The sequence below is a fragment of the Arcticibacter sp. MXS-1 genome (genome assembly GCF_041902385.1).
Taxonomy (GTDB): Bacteria; Bacteroidota; Bacteroidia; order Sphingobacteriales; family Sphingobacteriaceae; genus Arcticibacter.
This window is the reverse complement of the sequence record NZ_CP169244.1, coordinates 1,291,435-1,307,024: the sequence shown is the minus strand read 5'-3', so window position 1 is coordinate 1,307,024 and position 15,590 is coordinate 1,291,435. Positions and strand designations below refer to the sequence as shown.

The window sequence follows — 15,590 nt, the reverse complement described above, 5'->3', positions numbered from 1 at the left end:
CAGTTACAGAGAGCACATATACGAGTCCAACATACACTAGGTCTAAGCCACAATGAGTAAGGTTTTTATTATTGACGACGATCCTATCCACCAAAGAATTGCGCAGATCATGATCGTCAAGCATATGATATTTGATGAGCATTCAAGCTTTATGGAAGCAGGAAAAGCTCTGGAATATCTTGAAAATAATCAAAAAAATGAGGAAGACCTGCCTGACGTCATTTTGCTGGACCTCAATATGCCGGGAATGGACGGATGGGACTTTCTGGACAAGTATGAAAATCTGAAGGATGGAATTATAAAAGAAGTAAAGATCTACATCGTAAGTTCCTCAGTTGATGAAAAAGATAAGTTAAGGGCTGAGGCCTATTCCACTGTCAAAGGATTCATATCTAAACCACTCACTCCACAGATTCTTCGCTCTACTCTCTGAACTTTTGCCCGGCGCTGCTGTTTACTCATAAAAAAAAGATAGGTATGTTTGACAAATTACTTCAGGTTCAGCAACAAGCGGAAGAAATTAAAAAAAGATTGGATGCTGTCACTGTATATGGTGAAGCCGAAGGAGGCAAGATCAAGGTAACTGCCACTGGCAATAAGCACGTTAGTGCCATACATATTGAGGAGGAATTGTACAAGTCGGCCGACAAAGAGGAGCTGGAGGAATTGCTTGCAGTGGCTGTGAATAAGGCGATTGAACAGGCAGAGAATGTCCATCAGTCTGAGATGCAGGCCCTGAGTCAGAATATGCTCGGAGGCCTGGGTAATCTTTTTGGAGGGCAGTAACATGAGAGTTACCTATTACGGGCAGTCCTGTTTCCTGCTGGAGATACAGGGAAAGCACATCCTTTTCGATCCGTTTATCACTCCTAATGAGCTTGCCAGAGACATCGACCCAGGCTCAATACCCGCTGATTATATTCTTGTCTCACACGGGCATGCCGATCACACCGCTGATCTGGTACCGATAGCGAGCAGGACCGGAGCAACGGTTGTTTGTTCTTTCGAGATCGCAGAGTGGCTTGCCAACAGAGGGGTTACCAATTCACACCCTATGAATATAGGAGGTCAGTGGAACTTTGAGTTTGGAACTGTTAAGATGGTCTACGCAGCTCATTCCAATTCGCTGCCCGACGGCACTTACGGAGGAACAGCTGCGGGCTTTATTATTACTGCAGGCACCAGAACAATCTATTATTCAGGGGATACAGCACTTATGGCGGATATGAGACTGACCGGCGAGCTGTACACCATAGACCTGGCATTCCTGCCTATCGGTGATAATTTTACTATGGGTGTAGATGACGCGGTTATAGCTTCGAAGTTCATCAACTGCCAGAACATAATCGGGATGCATTACGACACTTTTGGGTACATCAAGATTAATAAGGAAGAAGCAGTTTCGAAGTTTGATAAGGCTGGCATTCGTTTGAACCTCCTCGCGATTGGCAGTACCTCAGAGTACTGATATCCTCAGTACCAGGAGGTACGGCTTTTCATACAATATTGAGTTAATTATAAAGAAAGGTTACAAGTTCTGTTCGATTGTGTTCAGATATCTTGTAACCTTTTTTTGCTCGCACTATATGACTGTTCCGTTTGGAATAACGGCTGATTTCTTAATAACTACGATGCCTTCCCGTACCGTATATTTTTCATAATCGCCATCCTCCAGGTGAGGACCGCCGTTTATTCGTACATCATTGCCAATGCGGCAATTCTTGTCCAGAATGGCATTCTTGATATAACAGCGTTCGCCCACTCCCATAATCGGTGATCCCGTCCGCTTCGCCTCATCAAGCTGCTCAAGTGTTTGATAATAATCGCAGCCCATGATGTAGCTGCACTCGATTGTCGTTCCCCGCCCAATCCGTGTCCGGATGCCAATAACTGAACGCTCAATTCGGCTCGCATCTACAATACATCCTTCCGCAATCACTGTCTTCTCGAGTGTAGTTCCAAGTATCTTGGACGGCGGGAGCATGCGGGCTCTTGAAAAGATACTTCTCTTATCGAAGAGGTTGAATTTGGGAATGTTGTCGGTAAGGCCGATGTTTGCTTCGAAGAAGGAAGGGATGGTTCCAATATCAGTCCAGTATCCATCGTACTGATAACTTATCACCTTTTGCTTGTTGATCGCTTCTGGGATAATTTCCTTTCCAAAATCGGTGTGAGGATCGTTCATCAGCGTGTTATAGATCGACTCCCGGTTGAAGATATAGATACCCATGGATGCCTGGTACAGGCGCCCTTGTGCCCGCATTTCATCATCAACTTCTGATGCCCATTCTTCTAGTCCCGTTTTGGGTTTTTCAATGAAGGAAGTGATGTTGTTGTTTTCATCAGTCTTCATGATACCAAATGAGGAGGCTTCCTTGGCTGTGACCGGAATAGTGGCAACTGTGATCTCTGCATTATTTGCTGCGTGTTTTTCAATCATATCATTGAAATCCATCTGGTACAGCTGGTCGCCCGAAAGGATCAGAACATACTCAAAGTCGAAAGGAGAGATATGGTGCAGCGATTGCCTCACCGCGTCCGCCGTTCCCTGAAACCAGCCGCTGTTGCTTGGCGTCTGCTCGGCAGCCAGGATATCAACAAAGCCATTGCTGAAGACGTTAAAATGATACGTGTTCTTAATATGTTTGTTTAGGGAAGCTGAATTAAATTGCGTGAGGACAAAAATCCGGTCTATTCCTGAATTGAGACAATTAGAGATTGGTATATCTACAAGGCGGTATTTCCCCGCGATAGGAACTGCTGGTTTTGAACGGGTGGCAGTAAGAGGATGTAGACGGGTTCCTTGTCCGCCTCCAAGAATAACTGCAATTACTTTCGACATCATATATTATTAAATATTTAGGCTCTTGTAAAGGTCGATATACTGGCCTGCTGAACGATGCCATGAAAAGTCAAGGTTCATCATCCTCTTTCGTAACAAACGAATCCCCGGCGTGTTTGCACATAATTCAGTAGCGCGCACAATCGCTTCGCTTATAGCCTCAGAGCTCGCCTCTTCAAAGCTTACTCCATAGCCGTCCGGTTCAGAGAAATCAATAACTGTATCTTTTAATCCGCCCGTCTTTCTTACTATTGGGATCGTTCCGTAGCGAAGGGCATACAGCTGGTTCAGGCCGCAGGGCTCAACTCTTGAAGGCATCAGGATAAAATCCGCTCCTGCGTAAATAAGGTGTGAAAGTGCTTCATCGTAACCGATGAATGCATTGTAATCTTTCTTAAAACTATTTCTGAGATTGGCTAAACTTTCTTCTATAGCATGTTCTCCCGAGCCAAGCACCAGAATGCTTACTTTTCCTTTCAGATTATTAAAGGCGGAGGCAACAGCTTCAGGAAGGAGGTCTGCGCCTTTTTCGCCAACCAGCCTTCCAATAAAGGCAACCAGGGGCTTGGAAATACTTAGTCCGAACTGCTTGCAAATCGCTCTCTTATTATCCTGCTTGCCCTTACTCACATTGTCGATGTGGTAATTGCAGGGAATCATAGTGTCGGTAGCAGGATCCCATACTTCTGTATCAATTCCGTTGATAATACCCTGGCTTTTCCCTTCCTCCAGTTCAAACAAATGCTCAAGCCCATTTGAGCTCGACTTTAGTTCTTCCAGATAGCTGGGTGACACCGTGGTGTATCGCCAGCAGCTTTTAACGCCGGCAGCAAGCGGATTAATGGTGCCATGCCAGTCGAGCATTCCCCACTTCCAGGGGTCAACATCTGGCAGGTAGTGGTACTTGTCCCATCCGAACCACCCCTGGTACTGGGCATTATGGATAGTCAGAACGGTGGGGATGCTGGTCAGGGCATTGTACCGGTGCGAGTGATTCATCAGGAATGGAATCAGGCCGGTCTGATGATCATGGCAGTGGATTACGTCAGGCTTAGTCCCGAACTGAAGCAGCCATTCTAAAAAGGCAAGCTGGAATGCGACGAACTGTTCCGTCTCATCCTGATAAGAATAGATATCAGGTCTGTCAAGAAGACCGGGAATACGAACGAGGTGGAGGGGATACCCAAGCTTGTCAGTGCTCTCTTTGAGTATCTGGAAAGGAAGGCTTCTGCCTCCCATCTGCAGTTCTGAAGAAAAAACAACTTCGAGGGTACTTTCTCTAACGAACTGTCTGTCGTAATAAGGCATTACAACCATCGCGTTCACTCCGGCTGCCTGCTGGTATTTAGGTAGAGAACCAACAACATCACCTAAGCCCCCGACTTTGGCAACCGGGTAACATTCGGCGCTAACATGGATTACAACCATAATTCTAATGTATGTTAATCTGTTTTGAAAGTTATGAATTTATCTATCTGAAAAACAAGAAAACAATCGTTTTGATAATAGTTTTTGTATTTTTTTTAAAACAGTAGATCACGCACTTATGATCAGCTGCCTTTTGTTCTGCTGATTATAATGTCGCTGAAAGTCATTTTCTTCCTTTCATCTGAACTCATGTTCAGCTTCACCCTCAGCGTATCGTTGATAAGTTGACCTTCCTTTTGAGACGGAATCCAATAAGGAATCGAATACAGGATCTGAAGAAGCGCGCGGCTGGCAATCGTATCGCCCGGACCTTTTACAAGGGTAATGCGCGATGCTCTTCCGCTCACATCGACGTTCAGTTCCAGTTCTATTTCTTCGTCCAGCGGGAGGCTCACCCAGGAAGGGTCGAAGTTTTTACTCAGGTAATCTGAGAGAAATAGCGTGAAGTTATAATGCTCGTCCACGGTGCAGTTCTTCGCCACAAACAGCTCGGCGTTCTTAAATGGTTCCGACGGTGTGAACCGTAGCTGAGAAGTCTTGTAGCTTGAATAGTTGTCGTAGGCAACACCGGAGAGGAATGCGCCGTCATCAAACTTCTCTATTGCGGCTATTTCGTTCTCCCCTTTTGCATACCGGTAGGAGATGGTCCAGGTGCCGTCGGGCTTTCCGTTCTTTACTTTTCCTTTATAGATTATTGCCTCATAGCCTTTCACATTGTAACCAAACTGCGGGTCTGTAAGTTCAAACCGGCCGTCCCCGTTCTGCACAACAGGCTTGCCTTTTTCATTCCATGAATTTAAGATACGAATGTCGGCACCTTTCGCCTGAAGGATACTCATCGGCCGGCCATCAGGATAGTAATAGTATAACATACCACGGGGAGTGCCGTTATCAAAATCCGCCTGCCATCGAAGATAGCCGCCAGGGTAAAAAGCTTTAAATGTTCCATCCATTTTTCCGCCTTTATAGTTCCCGGTTAACACAGTAGTGCCTGCAGTATCGGTGTCGCTGAACTTGCCCTCAAATGCTTTAATACTTTTTGCATAACTGCCTGTTCGTTTTATTGCAAAGAATTCGCAGTCTTTATCAGTCAGGTAATACTGGCTGTCAAAGTAAAAGGTATACAGGCTATCGGCTGTCCGCTCAACAAACACCCTGCGGCCCTTCTCCTGACCTCGCACAGAGAGGATAGCAACGTACAATAAGAATAGAAGGCAGGTAGCCGCTTTTTTCATCTGATCTCCCTAGTGGGCTTCGAGCCAGTTCACTCCGGTGCCCATTTCTACTAAAATAGGTACTGTCGTTTTAATGGCGTTTTTCATTCTTTCTTCGATAATAGGCTTTACAAGGTCTATTTCAGATAAAGGTACGTCAAAAACAAGTTCGTCATGCACTTGCATCGTCATTTTAGTGTCGAGGTTCTTTTCTCTGATATCACGATGAATGTTAATCATGGCGATTTTGATCAGGTCTGCGGCGGAACCCTGTATTGGAGCATTAATAGCATTTCGCTCCGCGAAGCCTCTGACAGTGGCGTTTGCTGAATTGATGTCGCGCAGATATCGGCGGCGCCCCATTAAGGTCTGCACATAGCCATTCTCGCGGGCAAAGTTCATTGTGTCGCTCATGTACCGCTTGATACCCGAGTATTGCCTGAAGTATTCTTCGATGATCTCAGCCGCCTCCTTTCGTGGTATTCCCAGGCTTTGCGACAACCCGAAGGCCGACTGCCCATAAATGATACCGAAGTTAACCGCCTTTGCGTTGCGCCTGTGCGTAGAAGTGACATCTTCAAGCCCTACGCCGTATACCTTTGCAGCGGTCGCCGTGTGGATATCCAGTCCGCGGGCAAAAGCGTCCATCATGTTCTCATCCTTGCTTATTTCAGCAATAAGGCGAAGCTCAATCTGTGAATAGTCGGCAGAAAGCAGGACGTGGTTCTCGTCTCTTGGGATGAACGCTTTTCTAACTTCCCTTCCCCGTTCTGTTCTTATCGGTATATTCTGCAGATTCGGATTATTGGAACTTAGTCTTCCGGTAGCTGCTACAGCCTGGTTGTATGAAGTATGGATCCTCCCCGTCTTAGGGTTAATCATCAGTGGCAGTGCATCAACGTAGGTCGACTTCAGCTTCTGCAGCTGTCTGAAGTCAAGGATGTCCTTTACGATGTCGCTCTTGCTGGCCAGCGACATCAATACGTCCTCTCCCGTCTGGTACTGACCGGTCTTGGTCTTCTTTGCCTTTGGATCAAGCTGAAGCTTATCGAAAAGAACCTCACCGAGTTGCCTGGGCGACGCAATATTAAACCGGACGCCGGCCTTGTCATAGATGGTTTGCTCAAGCTGCCGGATGTCGAGTTCCAGCTGCCGCGAATATTCGGCCAGGGCAGGTTCGTCTACCCGCACTCCTTCCCGCTCCATGTCTGAAAGGACATAAATCAGCGGGTTTTCTATTTCTTTGGCAAGCTTGTAGGTCCCCGTTCCCTCGAGTAAAGGTTCAAAAACGTCCTTTAACTGAAGGGTGATGTCTGCATCTTCTGTGGCATATTCCTTGATCTTTTCGAGTTCGACGTCCCTCATATTGCCCTGGTTCTTGCCTTTTGACCCGATCAGGGAGGTAATAGGAACAGGAGTGTATCCGAGGTAATTCTCCGCAAGGATATCCATGTTATGCCGTGTGTCGGGATCAATGAGGTAGTGGGCAATCATCGTGTCAAAGAGCTCTCCTTTTACAAAGACGCCGTACCAGTTCAGGACAAGAATGTCATACTTGAGGTTCTGCCCCACTTTGCGGATAGTTTCATTTTCGAAAAGAGCTTTAAATTCCTGTACGAGTGCCTTGGCTGCGTGCTGGTCAAGGGGGACAGGAACGTACCAGCCCCTGCCTTTTTCAACGGAAAAAGACATTCCCACCAGCTCACAGTTGTTCGCATCTGTACAAGTTGTTTCAGTATCGAAGCAGAAAAATGGCTGCTTGGAGAGATGCACGATGAGCTCCTCTCGTTTCTCCGCCGAATCCGCCAGGATGTATTCGTGTTCGGTGTTATCGATATTCTTCGAGGGTGCGACCGGTTCAACGATCGTTTCAGTTTTTACTTCAACGGTCTCAGCCGGCTGCCCGAAAAGATCAGTTTGCTGTCCGTAGCTTACCTGCCTGACGTTTGCGACGTTGAATTCTTCACCAAAAACGCGGCGACCGATCGTGCGGAACTCGAGTTCCATGAAAAGCGGTTCAAGCTTATCCCTGCTAGGCGGGTTTACTTGCAAAGCCTCCTCGTCAAGTTCAACCGGCGCGTTCAGCAGGATCGTAGCCAGTTTCTTCGACACCAGTCCCTGTTCTGCGTACTTTTCCACGTTTTCGCGTAGCTTGCCTTTCAGTTCGTGGCTGTTCTCAATAATTTTCTCAACGGAACCGTACTGTTTTATCAACGATTTAGCCGTCTTTTCGCCAATCCCCGGAATGCCGGGAATATTATCAACTGCGTCGCCCCATAGGCCAAGAATATCGATTACCTGTTCTACTCGTTCCACCTCCCATTTAGAGAGCACTTCAGGCACTCCGAGGATTTCGATGTCACTGCCCATCCGCGAGGGCTTGTATATAAAGATATTGTCTGAAACAAGCTGAGCGAAATCTTTGTCAGGGGTCATACAGAATACGGTATAACCTCGTTGTTCTGCTTTTTTAGCAAGCGTTCCAATGATGTCGTCCGCCTCGTACCCATCAGCGGTGATGACAGGAATGTTAAACCCTTCTATCAGTCTGATCACATACGGAAGGGCTGCCGAAAGATCTTCCGGCATTGCTTCCCGGTGCGCTTTGTAATCAGTAAAGTCGGTATGGCGTTCGGTAGGAGCATCGGTATCAAATACGACGGCGATATGGCTTGGACTTTCCTTCCTTAGGATTTCCAGCAACGTATTGGTGAACCCCATAACGGCCGAAGTATTTATGCCTCCGGAGGTAAAGCGGGGATTCTTGCTTAACGCAAAGTGAGCCCTGTATATCAGAGCCATACCGTCTAACAGAAATAGTTTTTTCATCTTGTTTACTTGCACAGATATCCGTGATCCGCGTCATTCAGGACACTAAACGAACGCTTGTTGCCCAAAGGTAACAACAAAATAATTAATCTTAGGAGGCTGGCCCGCCCGATCGTCATGCTCAATATGCAGAGCGGTCGTGTTAAATGCGGGAAGAGCAATCACTGTGTTAAAAGCGGTGGGCCAAGTAGCTCACACTCTTTTATTCCGTGATCTGGTCAAGGATTAAAAGGAACAGATTACAGGACGCGTGAAGTAGTATTGCATATCGGAATCCAGAATTTAGGGTAAGGTCGATTTAACCAGACTTAGTTCGTGTGTTTGAAGGAGCAATTGTCGAGGTGGTCATTGATCATACCGGTGGCCTGCATATGGGCGTAACAAATAGTAGTTCCGAAAAACTTAAAGCCTCTTTTCTTCATATCCCTGGATATGGTGTCGGATAGCTCAGTCCTGGCCGGCACATCCTTCAGGTTACCGACTTCATTAATGATGGCTTTCCCCTCTGGCATGAACGAATACAGATACCGGTCGAAGGAGCCGAACTCCTCCTGTACCTTCAGGAAGAGCTTTGCGTTGCTGATCGCTGCCTCAATTTTCAGTCTGTTCCGGATGATCCCTTCGTCCTGCATCAGCCGGGCCACATCTTCTTCTGTAAATGCGGCTACCCTCCGCACATCAAATTCTGCAAAAGCTTTCCTGTAGTTTTCCCTTCGCTTAAGAATGGTGATCCAGCTTAGTCCGGCCTGCGCCGACTCGAGGATTAAAAATTCGAAAAGGACCTCGTCATCATGCACTTCTTTTCCCCACTCTTCATCGTGGTACTTCATGTACAAGGGATCAGAACCGCACCATCCGCACCGGATGATGCTTTCTTTTGATGAATTGCTGTCGCTCATATTCTTTTTATTTACGCTCAGGAAGCCTGTTGCTCACAGAGCTCGTCCCAGTACTCTACTGCTCTGCGGTAATGTGGAATGACGATGGACCCGCCGACGAGATTCGCGATCATAAACACTTCATTAAGTTCATCGCTCGTCACCCCGGCTTCGTGGCATTTTCCCAGATGATATTTAATGCAGTCGTCGCATCTCAGTACCATAGACGCCACCAGGCCCAGCATTTCTTTTGTCTTCACGTCAAGCGCTCCCGCTGCATATGAAGTGGTGTCGAGCGCAAAAAAACGCTTGATGTTCGTATTTGAGGTTTCCATGATCCGGTCGTTCATCCGGCTCCGGTAGCTATTAAAATCGTCTATTAGTTTTCCCATTTTTTTGACTCAGTTAAGTAAAGGCATCCAAAGATTATTCAGGTCCGCAGCTGGTGTTCAGCTCTCAAGCAAGGATTCCGGATGCCAGAATACCGTCTTGAAATCTACTATCTTGTCATTTTTGACCTTTATTCCTTCTCTCTCAAGAAGTTCCTGCATCAGGTCAGTGCTGCCAAAGGCAGCCTTTCCGGTAAGCATACCCGCTCTGTTGACCACCCGGTGAGCAGGCACAGGAGGAGTTGCTTTCCCGGCGCCATTCATTGCATATCCCACCATGCGCGACGAGCGCTTTGCTCCCAGGAACTCGGCAATAGCACCATAAGAAGTTACCCGTCCATATGGGATCTGTCGCACAACTTCGAACACCATTTCGAAAAAGTTATCCTTGTTCATCTCAGAACGTAAACTTCAGGTAGTTTATATTCTTGTCGTTTGCAAGATACTTTTTTTCGTAATAAGTTTTTATAGACAATACATCATCAACCAGCTCTGACCGATAGAGATCCTCAGTACGCTGGAGAAGAGTTAATTTAAGTTCCTCAATCTTCTCGATGGTGTAGGCGTGTAAGCCATCGTTGTCTGTTTTGAGGTGCATAATGCCCTCCGGCTTAAGTACTATGCGGTACTTTTGAAGAAAGCCGGGGAAAGTAAGCCGTTTCTTCTCTCGGCTTATCTGTGGCTGAGGGTCAGGAAATGTGATCCATATCTCTGAAACTTCGCCCTCTGCGAAATAGTCCAGGATGTTTTCGATCTGGATTCTCAGAAAAGCGACGTTGGTAATATTTTCTTCAAGAGCAGTCTTGGCCCCGCGCCAGATTCTGTTGCCTTTGTAGTCGATGCCGATAAAGTTCTTGTCGGGAAAGAGTCTGGCCAGGTTAACGGTATACTCTCCCTTGCCGCAGGCAAGTTCCAGAATTAGTGGCTGGTCATTCTTAAAGTGAGCTTCACTCCATCGCCCTTTGAAGATTTTTCCTTCATCCAGCTGCAGCACGTTTTCAAACGTTGCAACCTCTGCAAATCGTCTTAATTTATCTTTTCCCATTCAATTAAACTGCCTGCAAATGTACTGCAAGTTTTTCGTGTAAGTCTATTTGTTTTTAAATGGCCCTAAAGAACATTTACCTATCTTTAATTCCTGTTCTCCTGCGCAGCTCACGAAGGTTTTTTCAAAAGATAACAGGTCAATTGAAAATGCCACTGTTCCAAACCGACTGTTCCTTTTCACTACTTTAGTTTGTTTTATGAATATTGCCTTCGCATCATCCGGTGAGGGCTAAGTGAGGCTTGAGTGCGGGCTGACTGCGGGTAAAAGCGAGAAATAACCGCAGTTAACCCGGACTCAGTCCGCTCTTAGAGTTTATCAGGACTGGTATTGAAACAAGCTTGTAGTGGTTCTTTAGTGAGGCCGTCTGCTGGTGCGCAGGCGGAAGAGAAGTATTATGGCCTTTTGCAGCACGGAGCTATTGCCGGCAGTGCTACCTCAAAGATAAAGCTTCTTTTTAATTAAAATTTAATTAAAAGCACCGATTAGTTTAAAATTTGACAACGAGCTTACTTAAAGACGAATGGTAACCCGTGCAGATTGCCTATATTTGGCCAAACACTTCACATCCGTGGAAAAAGAAGCGAAAATCTATGTGGCGGGGCACCGTGGTATGGTCGGGTCTGCCATTTTTAGGAAACTACAGCAAACCGGTTTTGACAATATTGTTACCAGATCTTCTTCTGAACTTGATTTGAGAGATCAGCAGGCAGTTGCCACTTTCTTTGCAGAGGAAAAGCCCGACTACGTTTTCCTTGCAGCAGCTAAAGTTGGAGGTATTGTAGCCAATAATACGTATCGTGCGGATTTTCTCTACGAAAATCTGATGATTCAAAACAACATCATTCACAACTCCTATAAGCAGGGTGTCAAGAAGCTGATGTTTCTTGGATCGAGCTGTATCTACCCTAAGCTGGCTCCGCAACCTTTGAAGGAAGAGTATCTGCTGACGGGCTCACTTGAATATACGAACGAACCCTATGCGATTGCAAAAATAGCCGGGATCAAAATGTGCGATGCCTACCGGGCGCAGTATGGGTGCAACTTTGTCTCGGTGATGCCGACAAATTTATACGGGTACAATGACAATTATCACCCGCAGAATTCGCATGTTCTGCCTGCTCTGATCCGTAAATTTCATGAGGCAAAGGTGAACGGAGCAGAGGAGGTGGTTGTATGGGGGACTGGAAGCCCCAGAAGGGAATTCCTATTTGCTGACGACCTTGCAGATGCTTGCGTAACCCTGATGGATATTTACGATGAACCCAATCTGATTAATATCGGTACTGGCGAAGATATTACCATCAAGGAACTGGCTGAGATTATCAGCGAAATTATAGGATACGAAGGAAAATTGGTGTTTGATGCAGCAAAACCTGACGGCACACCCCGTAAGCTTATGGATGTTTCTAAATTGCATTCATATGGCTGGAAGCACTCAGTGGGGCTGAAGGAAGGGATAAAGCTGGCTTATTCAGATTTTCTTTCTAAGCTTGAAGAGACTGCCGTTGCTTCATAATGGCCTTTAAAACAAATACACTTTCACCAAAAAGCCTCGTTGATAAGAGCTGCAGGTTCTTTTCAATGAGGCTTTGCTTTTGTGGATGCCAGGTTAATAGCTCTCGCTGTCTGGCGGAATCCCGTAGTCAAGTGGTCTGCGGGCGGCTTTAACACCAAAGTTGCTGAAAGACGAAGTCTTTTTTTCTGGAATAAGCCTTTTACTTTATCCATTATACCCGAAACAGCATTAGAGTTCACCTGCTTGGCCATCTTTTGCGAGATGAAGGTCACCAGGGTTTTCGTAATAAAACCGGATTTCTTGAACAGTACGCCATTCATGAAGAGAGGGATTGCTACGCGGGCTATATTCGTAATAACATCCTGATTAAGAAGATCAGAGGTTAAAGACTTCTTGTTATTCCCTGCTTTGAAAAAGCCCTTTATGGAGTGGAGTACGGCAGAGGGACTGCTTAATGATTCCTTTAAGGTTTCCTCCTGCTGGAAGTTCTTCACTTTCAAAAGATCGATTTCTGCCTGTAGTTCTGCCAGGCTGCTGAAGCTTTTTTCCATCTATTTCTTCTTTTTGTTGAATATTATCTTAACCATAAAATCCTGCAGGTGCTTGTTAATGTACTGGTCTTTCGTCTTGGCGATAACAACAGCAATGATCAGATAGAGCAAGGCCACCAGTCCGAAGCCGGCTGCATTTGAATCAAGGAGTTCGCCCAGGAAAAAGGCAAGCGTCAATGATGCAAACAGGAAAGTAAGAAGGGCAGCCATCACCACACAGGATATGGTGATCAGGCTCGACGTTACTACGGTCAGTCTTTCAATGGCTGATAAGCGTGCGAGTTCCACTTTAGTGGAAATATATTCCTTAAGCAAAGAGACAATGTCCTGCGATTTCTGGTCTTGTGTTTCTGGCATAAACAATAAAGTAAATAAATCAGGAACTAGTGAAATTACACCTGAGGCGCAGAATCCTGAGAAGCGAATTCTTCCTCCATAGCTCCGAATCTGGACTTGATGTTATCCATCACCTTGTCTTTTAGAGAAGAAAAGGTTTCGATCTCTTCGGCAGCACGGTCTTTAATTGAATCGCCCAGATTCTTTAGTGCGTCGTTTAATTTGTCGCGGGTATCAGAGCCCTTGTCGGGGGCAAATAAGATGCCTAGTGCAGCTCCGGCAGCTACTCCTGCGAGCAGGGCCAGCAGAACCTTTGAATTGTCGCTCATGACTTAGAAGTTTAAGTTTTTTAGTAATTATTTAACTAATATTAATACAAAATACAGAAACGATCTGTTTTGATTAATTCAAATATATGATGTATTAAGCGAGCATAGCCGGCATGTGTAAAACTACTCTTCTTCGGATGACCGGATCTTGTCGAGACGGTCAGAAGCCAGCTTGCTGGTTTCATAAATTTTAACCGTGAGGATGAAATACGACAACAGAAGGGGGCCGAGTACCAGACCCATGATACCAAAAGTGGGTATCCCAATGATAACGCCAATAACTGTAATAATCGGGTGGATGTTGCCGATTTGCCGGGCGATGAGGAACCTGATCACATTGTCGATATTAGATACCAGAAGGATGCCCCACACCAGGATGCCTATGCCGTTTGTTTTGTCTCCTCCGGCAATCGCAATAAATCCGGCGGGCACAAACACAAAGGCGGCTCCTATAAGTGGCAGAAAAGATAAGAATACTGATATAACGCCCCAGAAAATAGCGTCGGGCAGGTCAAAGATGAAAAAGCCGATGGAGACAAGCGAACCCTGGACGATGGCTATCAGGCCCTGGCCAAGGATGTTGGAGTAGGTGGTATATTTCAGTTCTGCAGCGAACTTTAAGGCATTTTGTTCGCGGAAGGGCGAATATCGCAAGAGCTGGCGCTCAAAGGTCTCATAGTTTATGAACATGAAGTAGAGCAGGAAATACATGACCACGATTCCGAGAAGGAGATCTGCCGCTCCTCCGATTATAGACGGGAAAAGGTCAGCAGCGTATGAACTGGCCTTCCCGATTGCGCGTTGCAACATGTCGGGCTGGTGGAGTTTTGAACCGAAAAAGTCGTCAAGTTTCAGGGTAATGACCCGCAGCGTTAAGGGGTCTTTTTGAAATTGTGTAATCTTATCAATCACTAGGAGGCTGAGTCCGTAGAACGGTATTACGAAAATTATAAGAGAACTTGTAATGATCGTGGCGGCTGTGAAATGGCGGTTCAGTCTCTTTCGGGCCAGGTACACATTGACTGGCCTGAAGATGGTATACATGATAACGGTACTAAGAAGCGATCCTGCAATAAAACGCAGGGAGTACAGTATGCAACAGCCGAGTACAATGAGGATAATGAGAAGGATGTTGTTACGTTCCTTATAGTTGAATACAGCCATCGGTTCTATTTCGCATTAAGAATCTGTGGTGGCGGGGTCTCAGACTCTCTTGCTCCCGACCTGCTATATCCTGATCTTTTTCCTGACTTCGGAAATCAGAGATGTCGTAACCTGCCCAATACGTTCACAGTTCATTTTTATAATGTCTAACAGCTCAGGATCGCTGGGGCCGTTAGAGTTGTTTTTCAGTTCTTCGGTAGCAAAGTTGATGCTTGAAAGCGGATTGTAGATCTCGTTGGCCATGACTTGCACAAAGTCTTCAGCAACAGCCGGTGTGTCAGTAATCAGTTCTTCCTGTTGCTTTTGAGCTGTAATGTCATGCAAGATAGAGTAGTAGAGCTCTTTACTTCCATTTTGAACAATCTGTATGAATGACGAAATACTGCAATATTTTGTTTTTCCTGATGCTGTAATTATTTCAATTTCCATGTCCTTCACACTGCCGTCGCGGCCTATTTGGTAGTTGAAGAGTTCATGGTCTTTTAAGTTTCGGTAGAAATGAGAGAAGTTTTGTTTCAGAAGGTCCTCCAGAGAGGTTTCGAGGAAATTCAGTGCTGCCTCGTTGGCCTCGTAGACTACGCCCCCCGGATCTGTGATCATAATGGGGTCAGTGGTGCGTTCAAAGAAGATCCTAAACTTGTTTTCGCTCCTTTTTAGCTTACCGATGGTCTTGTTGTTTCTGAGTGCGTACCTGATGGCGCGCGTCAGAGTTGCGTATGTAATCTCTCCTTTTGTTAAATAATCAGTAGCTCCGATGCGAAGCGCCTCCTCGTCGGTTCTCGAGTCTCCCTTTCCTGTAAGTACAATCATCGGGTCGGTGCAGTTAGACCGGACGGCCTCATGCAAGAGGTCAAGCCCCGACCTGCCCCCCAGCCGGTAGTCGATCAGATAAACATCATGATGGTTCTTGAGCATGGCGTTGATGGCTTCCTCATAGTTGTTACACCATGATAAGTGATATGCACCGGCTTCCGGGCCGGAAGCCAGTATTTCCCGCGTTAGAATATAATCCTCTTCATCATCATCGATGAGCAATATTTTAATCGGGCGCATAATAGTTGTTAAA

The 15,590-nt window shown here is 46.1% G+C and carries 17 protein-coding genes; 4 read left to right on the top strand and 13 right to left on the bottom strand.

Features of this window, described 5'->3' with window-relative positions; all coding sequences use genetic code 11:
* Positions 1-52 precede the first annotated feature (52 nt).
* Genes ACES2C_RS05515 through ACES2C_RS05505 form a run of 3 tightly spaced genes read left to right on the top strand, consistent with a single transcriptional unit; the run spans position 53 to position 1,468 of the window.
* Positions 53-433, top strand: a complete 381-nt coding sequence (locus ACES2C_RS05515; protein WP_374166000.1) for a response regulator — start codon at positions 53-55, stop codon at positions 431-433.
* 44 nt (positions 434-477) lie between these two features.
* Positions 478-786, top strand: a complete 309-nt coding sequence (locus tag ACES2C_RS05510; RefSeq protein WP_374165999.1) for a YbaB/EbfC family nucleoid-associated protein — start codon at positions 478-480, stop codon at positions 784-786.
* Between the two features lies 1 nt (position 787).
* Positions 788-1,468 carry a metal-dependent hydrolase gene (locus ACES2C_RS05505; RefSeq protein ID WP_374165998.1) on the top strand — a complete coding sequence of 227 codons (681 nt, stop codon included), beginning with the start codon at positions 788-790 and terminating at the stop codon, positions 1,466-1,468.
* Between the two features lie 114 nt (positions 1,469-1,582).
* Here the strand turns inward: ACES2C_RS05505 and ACES2C_RS05500 are convergent, their stop codons facing one another.
* From ACES2C_RS05500 to trmB, 8 genes are all read right to left on the bottom strand, one after another.
* The gene (locus tag ACES2C_RS05500) at positions 1,583-2,845 is read right to left on the bottom strand and encodes a glucose-1-phosphate adenylyltransferase (RefSeq protein WP_374165997.1); all 1,263 of its coding nucleotides are present in this window, start codon (positions 2,843-2,845) and stop codon (positions 1,583-1,585) included.
* Positions 2,846-2,851: 6 nt separating this feature from the next.
* Positions 2,852-4,270, bottom strand: a complete 1,419-nt coding sequence (locus ACES2C_RS05495; protein ID WP_374165996.1) for a glycogen synthase — start codon at positions 4,268-4,270, stop codon at positions 2,852-2,854.
* A gap of 122 nt (positions 4,271-4,392) precedes the next feature.
* Positions 4,393-5,505 carry a toxin-antitoxin system YwqK family antitoxin gene (locus tag ACES2C_RS05490; RefSeq protein WP_374165995.1) on the bottom strand — a complete coding sequence of 371 codons (1,113 nt, stop codon included), beginning with the start codon at positions 5,503-5,505 and terminating at the stop codon, positions 4,393-4,395.
* Between the two features lie 9 nt (positions 5,506-5,514).
* Positions 5,515-8,313 carry a DNA polymerase I gene (gene polA / locus ACES2C_RS05485; RefSeq protein ID WP_374165994.1) on the bottom strand — a complete coding sequence of 933 codons (2,799 nt, stop codon included), beginning with the start codon at positions 8,311-8,313 and terminating at the stop codon, positions 5,515-5,517.
* A gap of 308 nt (positions 8,314-8,621) precedes the next feature.
* Positions 8,622-9,212, bottom strand: a complete 591-nt coding sequence (locus ACES2C_RS05480; RefSeq protein ID WP_374165993.1) for a DNA-3-methyladenine glycosylase I — start codon at positions 9,210-9,212, stop codon at positions 8,622-8,624.
* A gap of 17 nt (positions 9,213-9,229) precedes the next feature.
* Positions 9,230-9,583 (bottom strand): carboxymuconolactone decarboxylase family protein, encoded by a 354-nt coding sequence (locus tag ACES2C_RS05475; protein WP_374165992.1) that lies wholly within the window; start codon positions 9,581-9,583, stop codon positions 9,230-9,232.
* A 57-nt stretch (positions 9,584-9,640) separates the two neighbouring features.
* Positions 9,641-9,976 (bottom strand): MGMT family protein, encoded by a 336-nt coding sequence (locus tag ACES2C_RS05470; protein WP_374165991.1) that lies wholly within the window; start codon positions 9,974-9,976, stop codon positions 9,641-9,643.
* Position 9,977: 1 nt separating this feature from the next.
* Positions 9,978-10,625, bottom strand: a complete 648-nt coding sequence (gene trmB, locus ACES2C_RS05465) for a tRNA (guanosine(46)-N7)-methyltransferase TrmB (protein ID WP_374165990.1) — start codon at positions 10,623-10,625, stop codon at positions 9,978-9,980.
* Positions 10,626-11,196: 571 nt separating this feature from the next.
* On the opposite strand from trmB, the gene ACES2C_RS05460 reads away from it, so the two are divergent.
* Positions 11,197-12,144 carry a GDP-L-fucose synthase family protein gene (locus tag ACES2C_RS05460; RefSeq protein WP_374165989.1) on the top strand — a complete coding sequence of 316 codons (948 nt, stop codon included), beginning with the start codon at positions 11,197-11,199 and terminating at the stop codon, positions 12,142-12,144.
* Between the two features lie 62 nt (positions 12,145-12,206).
* On the opposite strand, the gene ACES2C_RS05455 is transcribed toward ACES2C_RS05460, so the two are convergent.
* The 5 genes from ACES2C_RS05455 to ACES2C_RS05435 all read right to left on the bottom strand — a co-directional run bounded on the left by ACES2C_RS05455 (position 12,207) and on the right by ACES2C_RS05435 (position 15,577).
* Positions 12,207-12,695: a hypothetical protein gene (locus ACES2C_RS05455; RefSeq protein WP_374165988.1), complete on the bottom strand. Its 489-nt coding sequence runs from the start codon at positions 12,693-12,695 to the stop codon at positions 12,207-12,209.
* Entirely contained in the window at positions 12,696-13,052 is a 357-nt protein-coding gene (locus ACES2C_RS05450; RefSeq protein WP_374165987.1) for a phage holin family protein, read from the bottom strand.
* Positions 13,053-13,087: 35 nt separating this feature from the next.
* Complete coding sequence (locus tag ACES2C_RS05445) at positions 13,088-13,360, bottom strand: YtxH domain-containing protein (protein WP_374165986.1); 273 nt, start codon at positions 13,358-13,360, stop codon at positions 13,088-13,090.
* Between the two features lie 123 nt (positions 13,361-13,483).
* Positions 13,484-14,524 carry an AI-2E family transporter gene (locus ACES2C_RS05440; RefSeq protein WP_374165985.1) on the bottom strand — a complete coding sequence of 347 codons (1,041 nt, stop codon included), beginning with the start codon at positions 14,522-14,524 and terminating at the stop codon, positions 13,484-13,486.
* A gap of 63 nt (positions 14,525-14,587) precedes the next feature.
* On the bottom strand, positions 14,588-15,577 hold the full coding sequence (locus tag ACES2C_RS05435; protein WP_374165984.1) for a response regulator: 990 nt from the start codon (positions 15,575-15,577) through the stop codon (positions 14,588-14,590).
* Positions 15,578-15,590 lie beyond the last annotated feature (13 nt).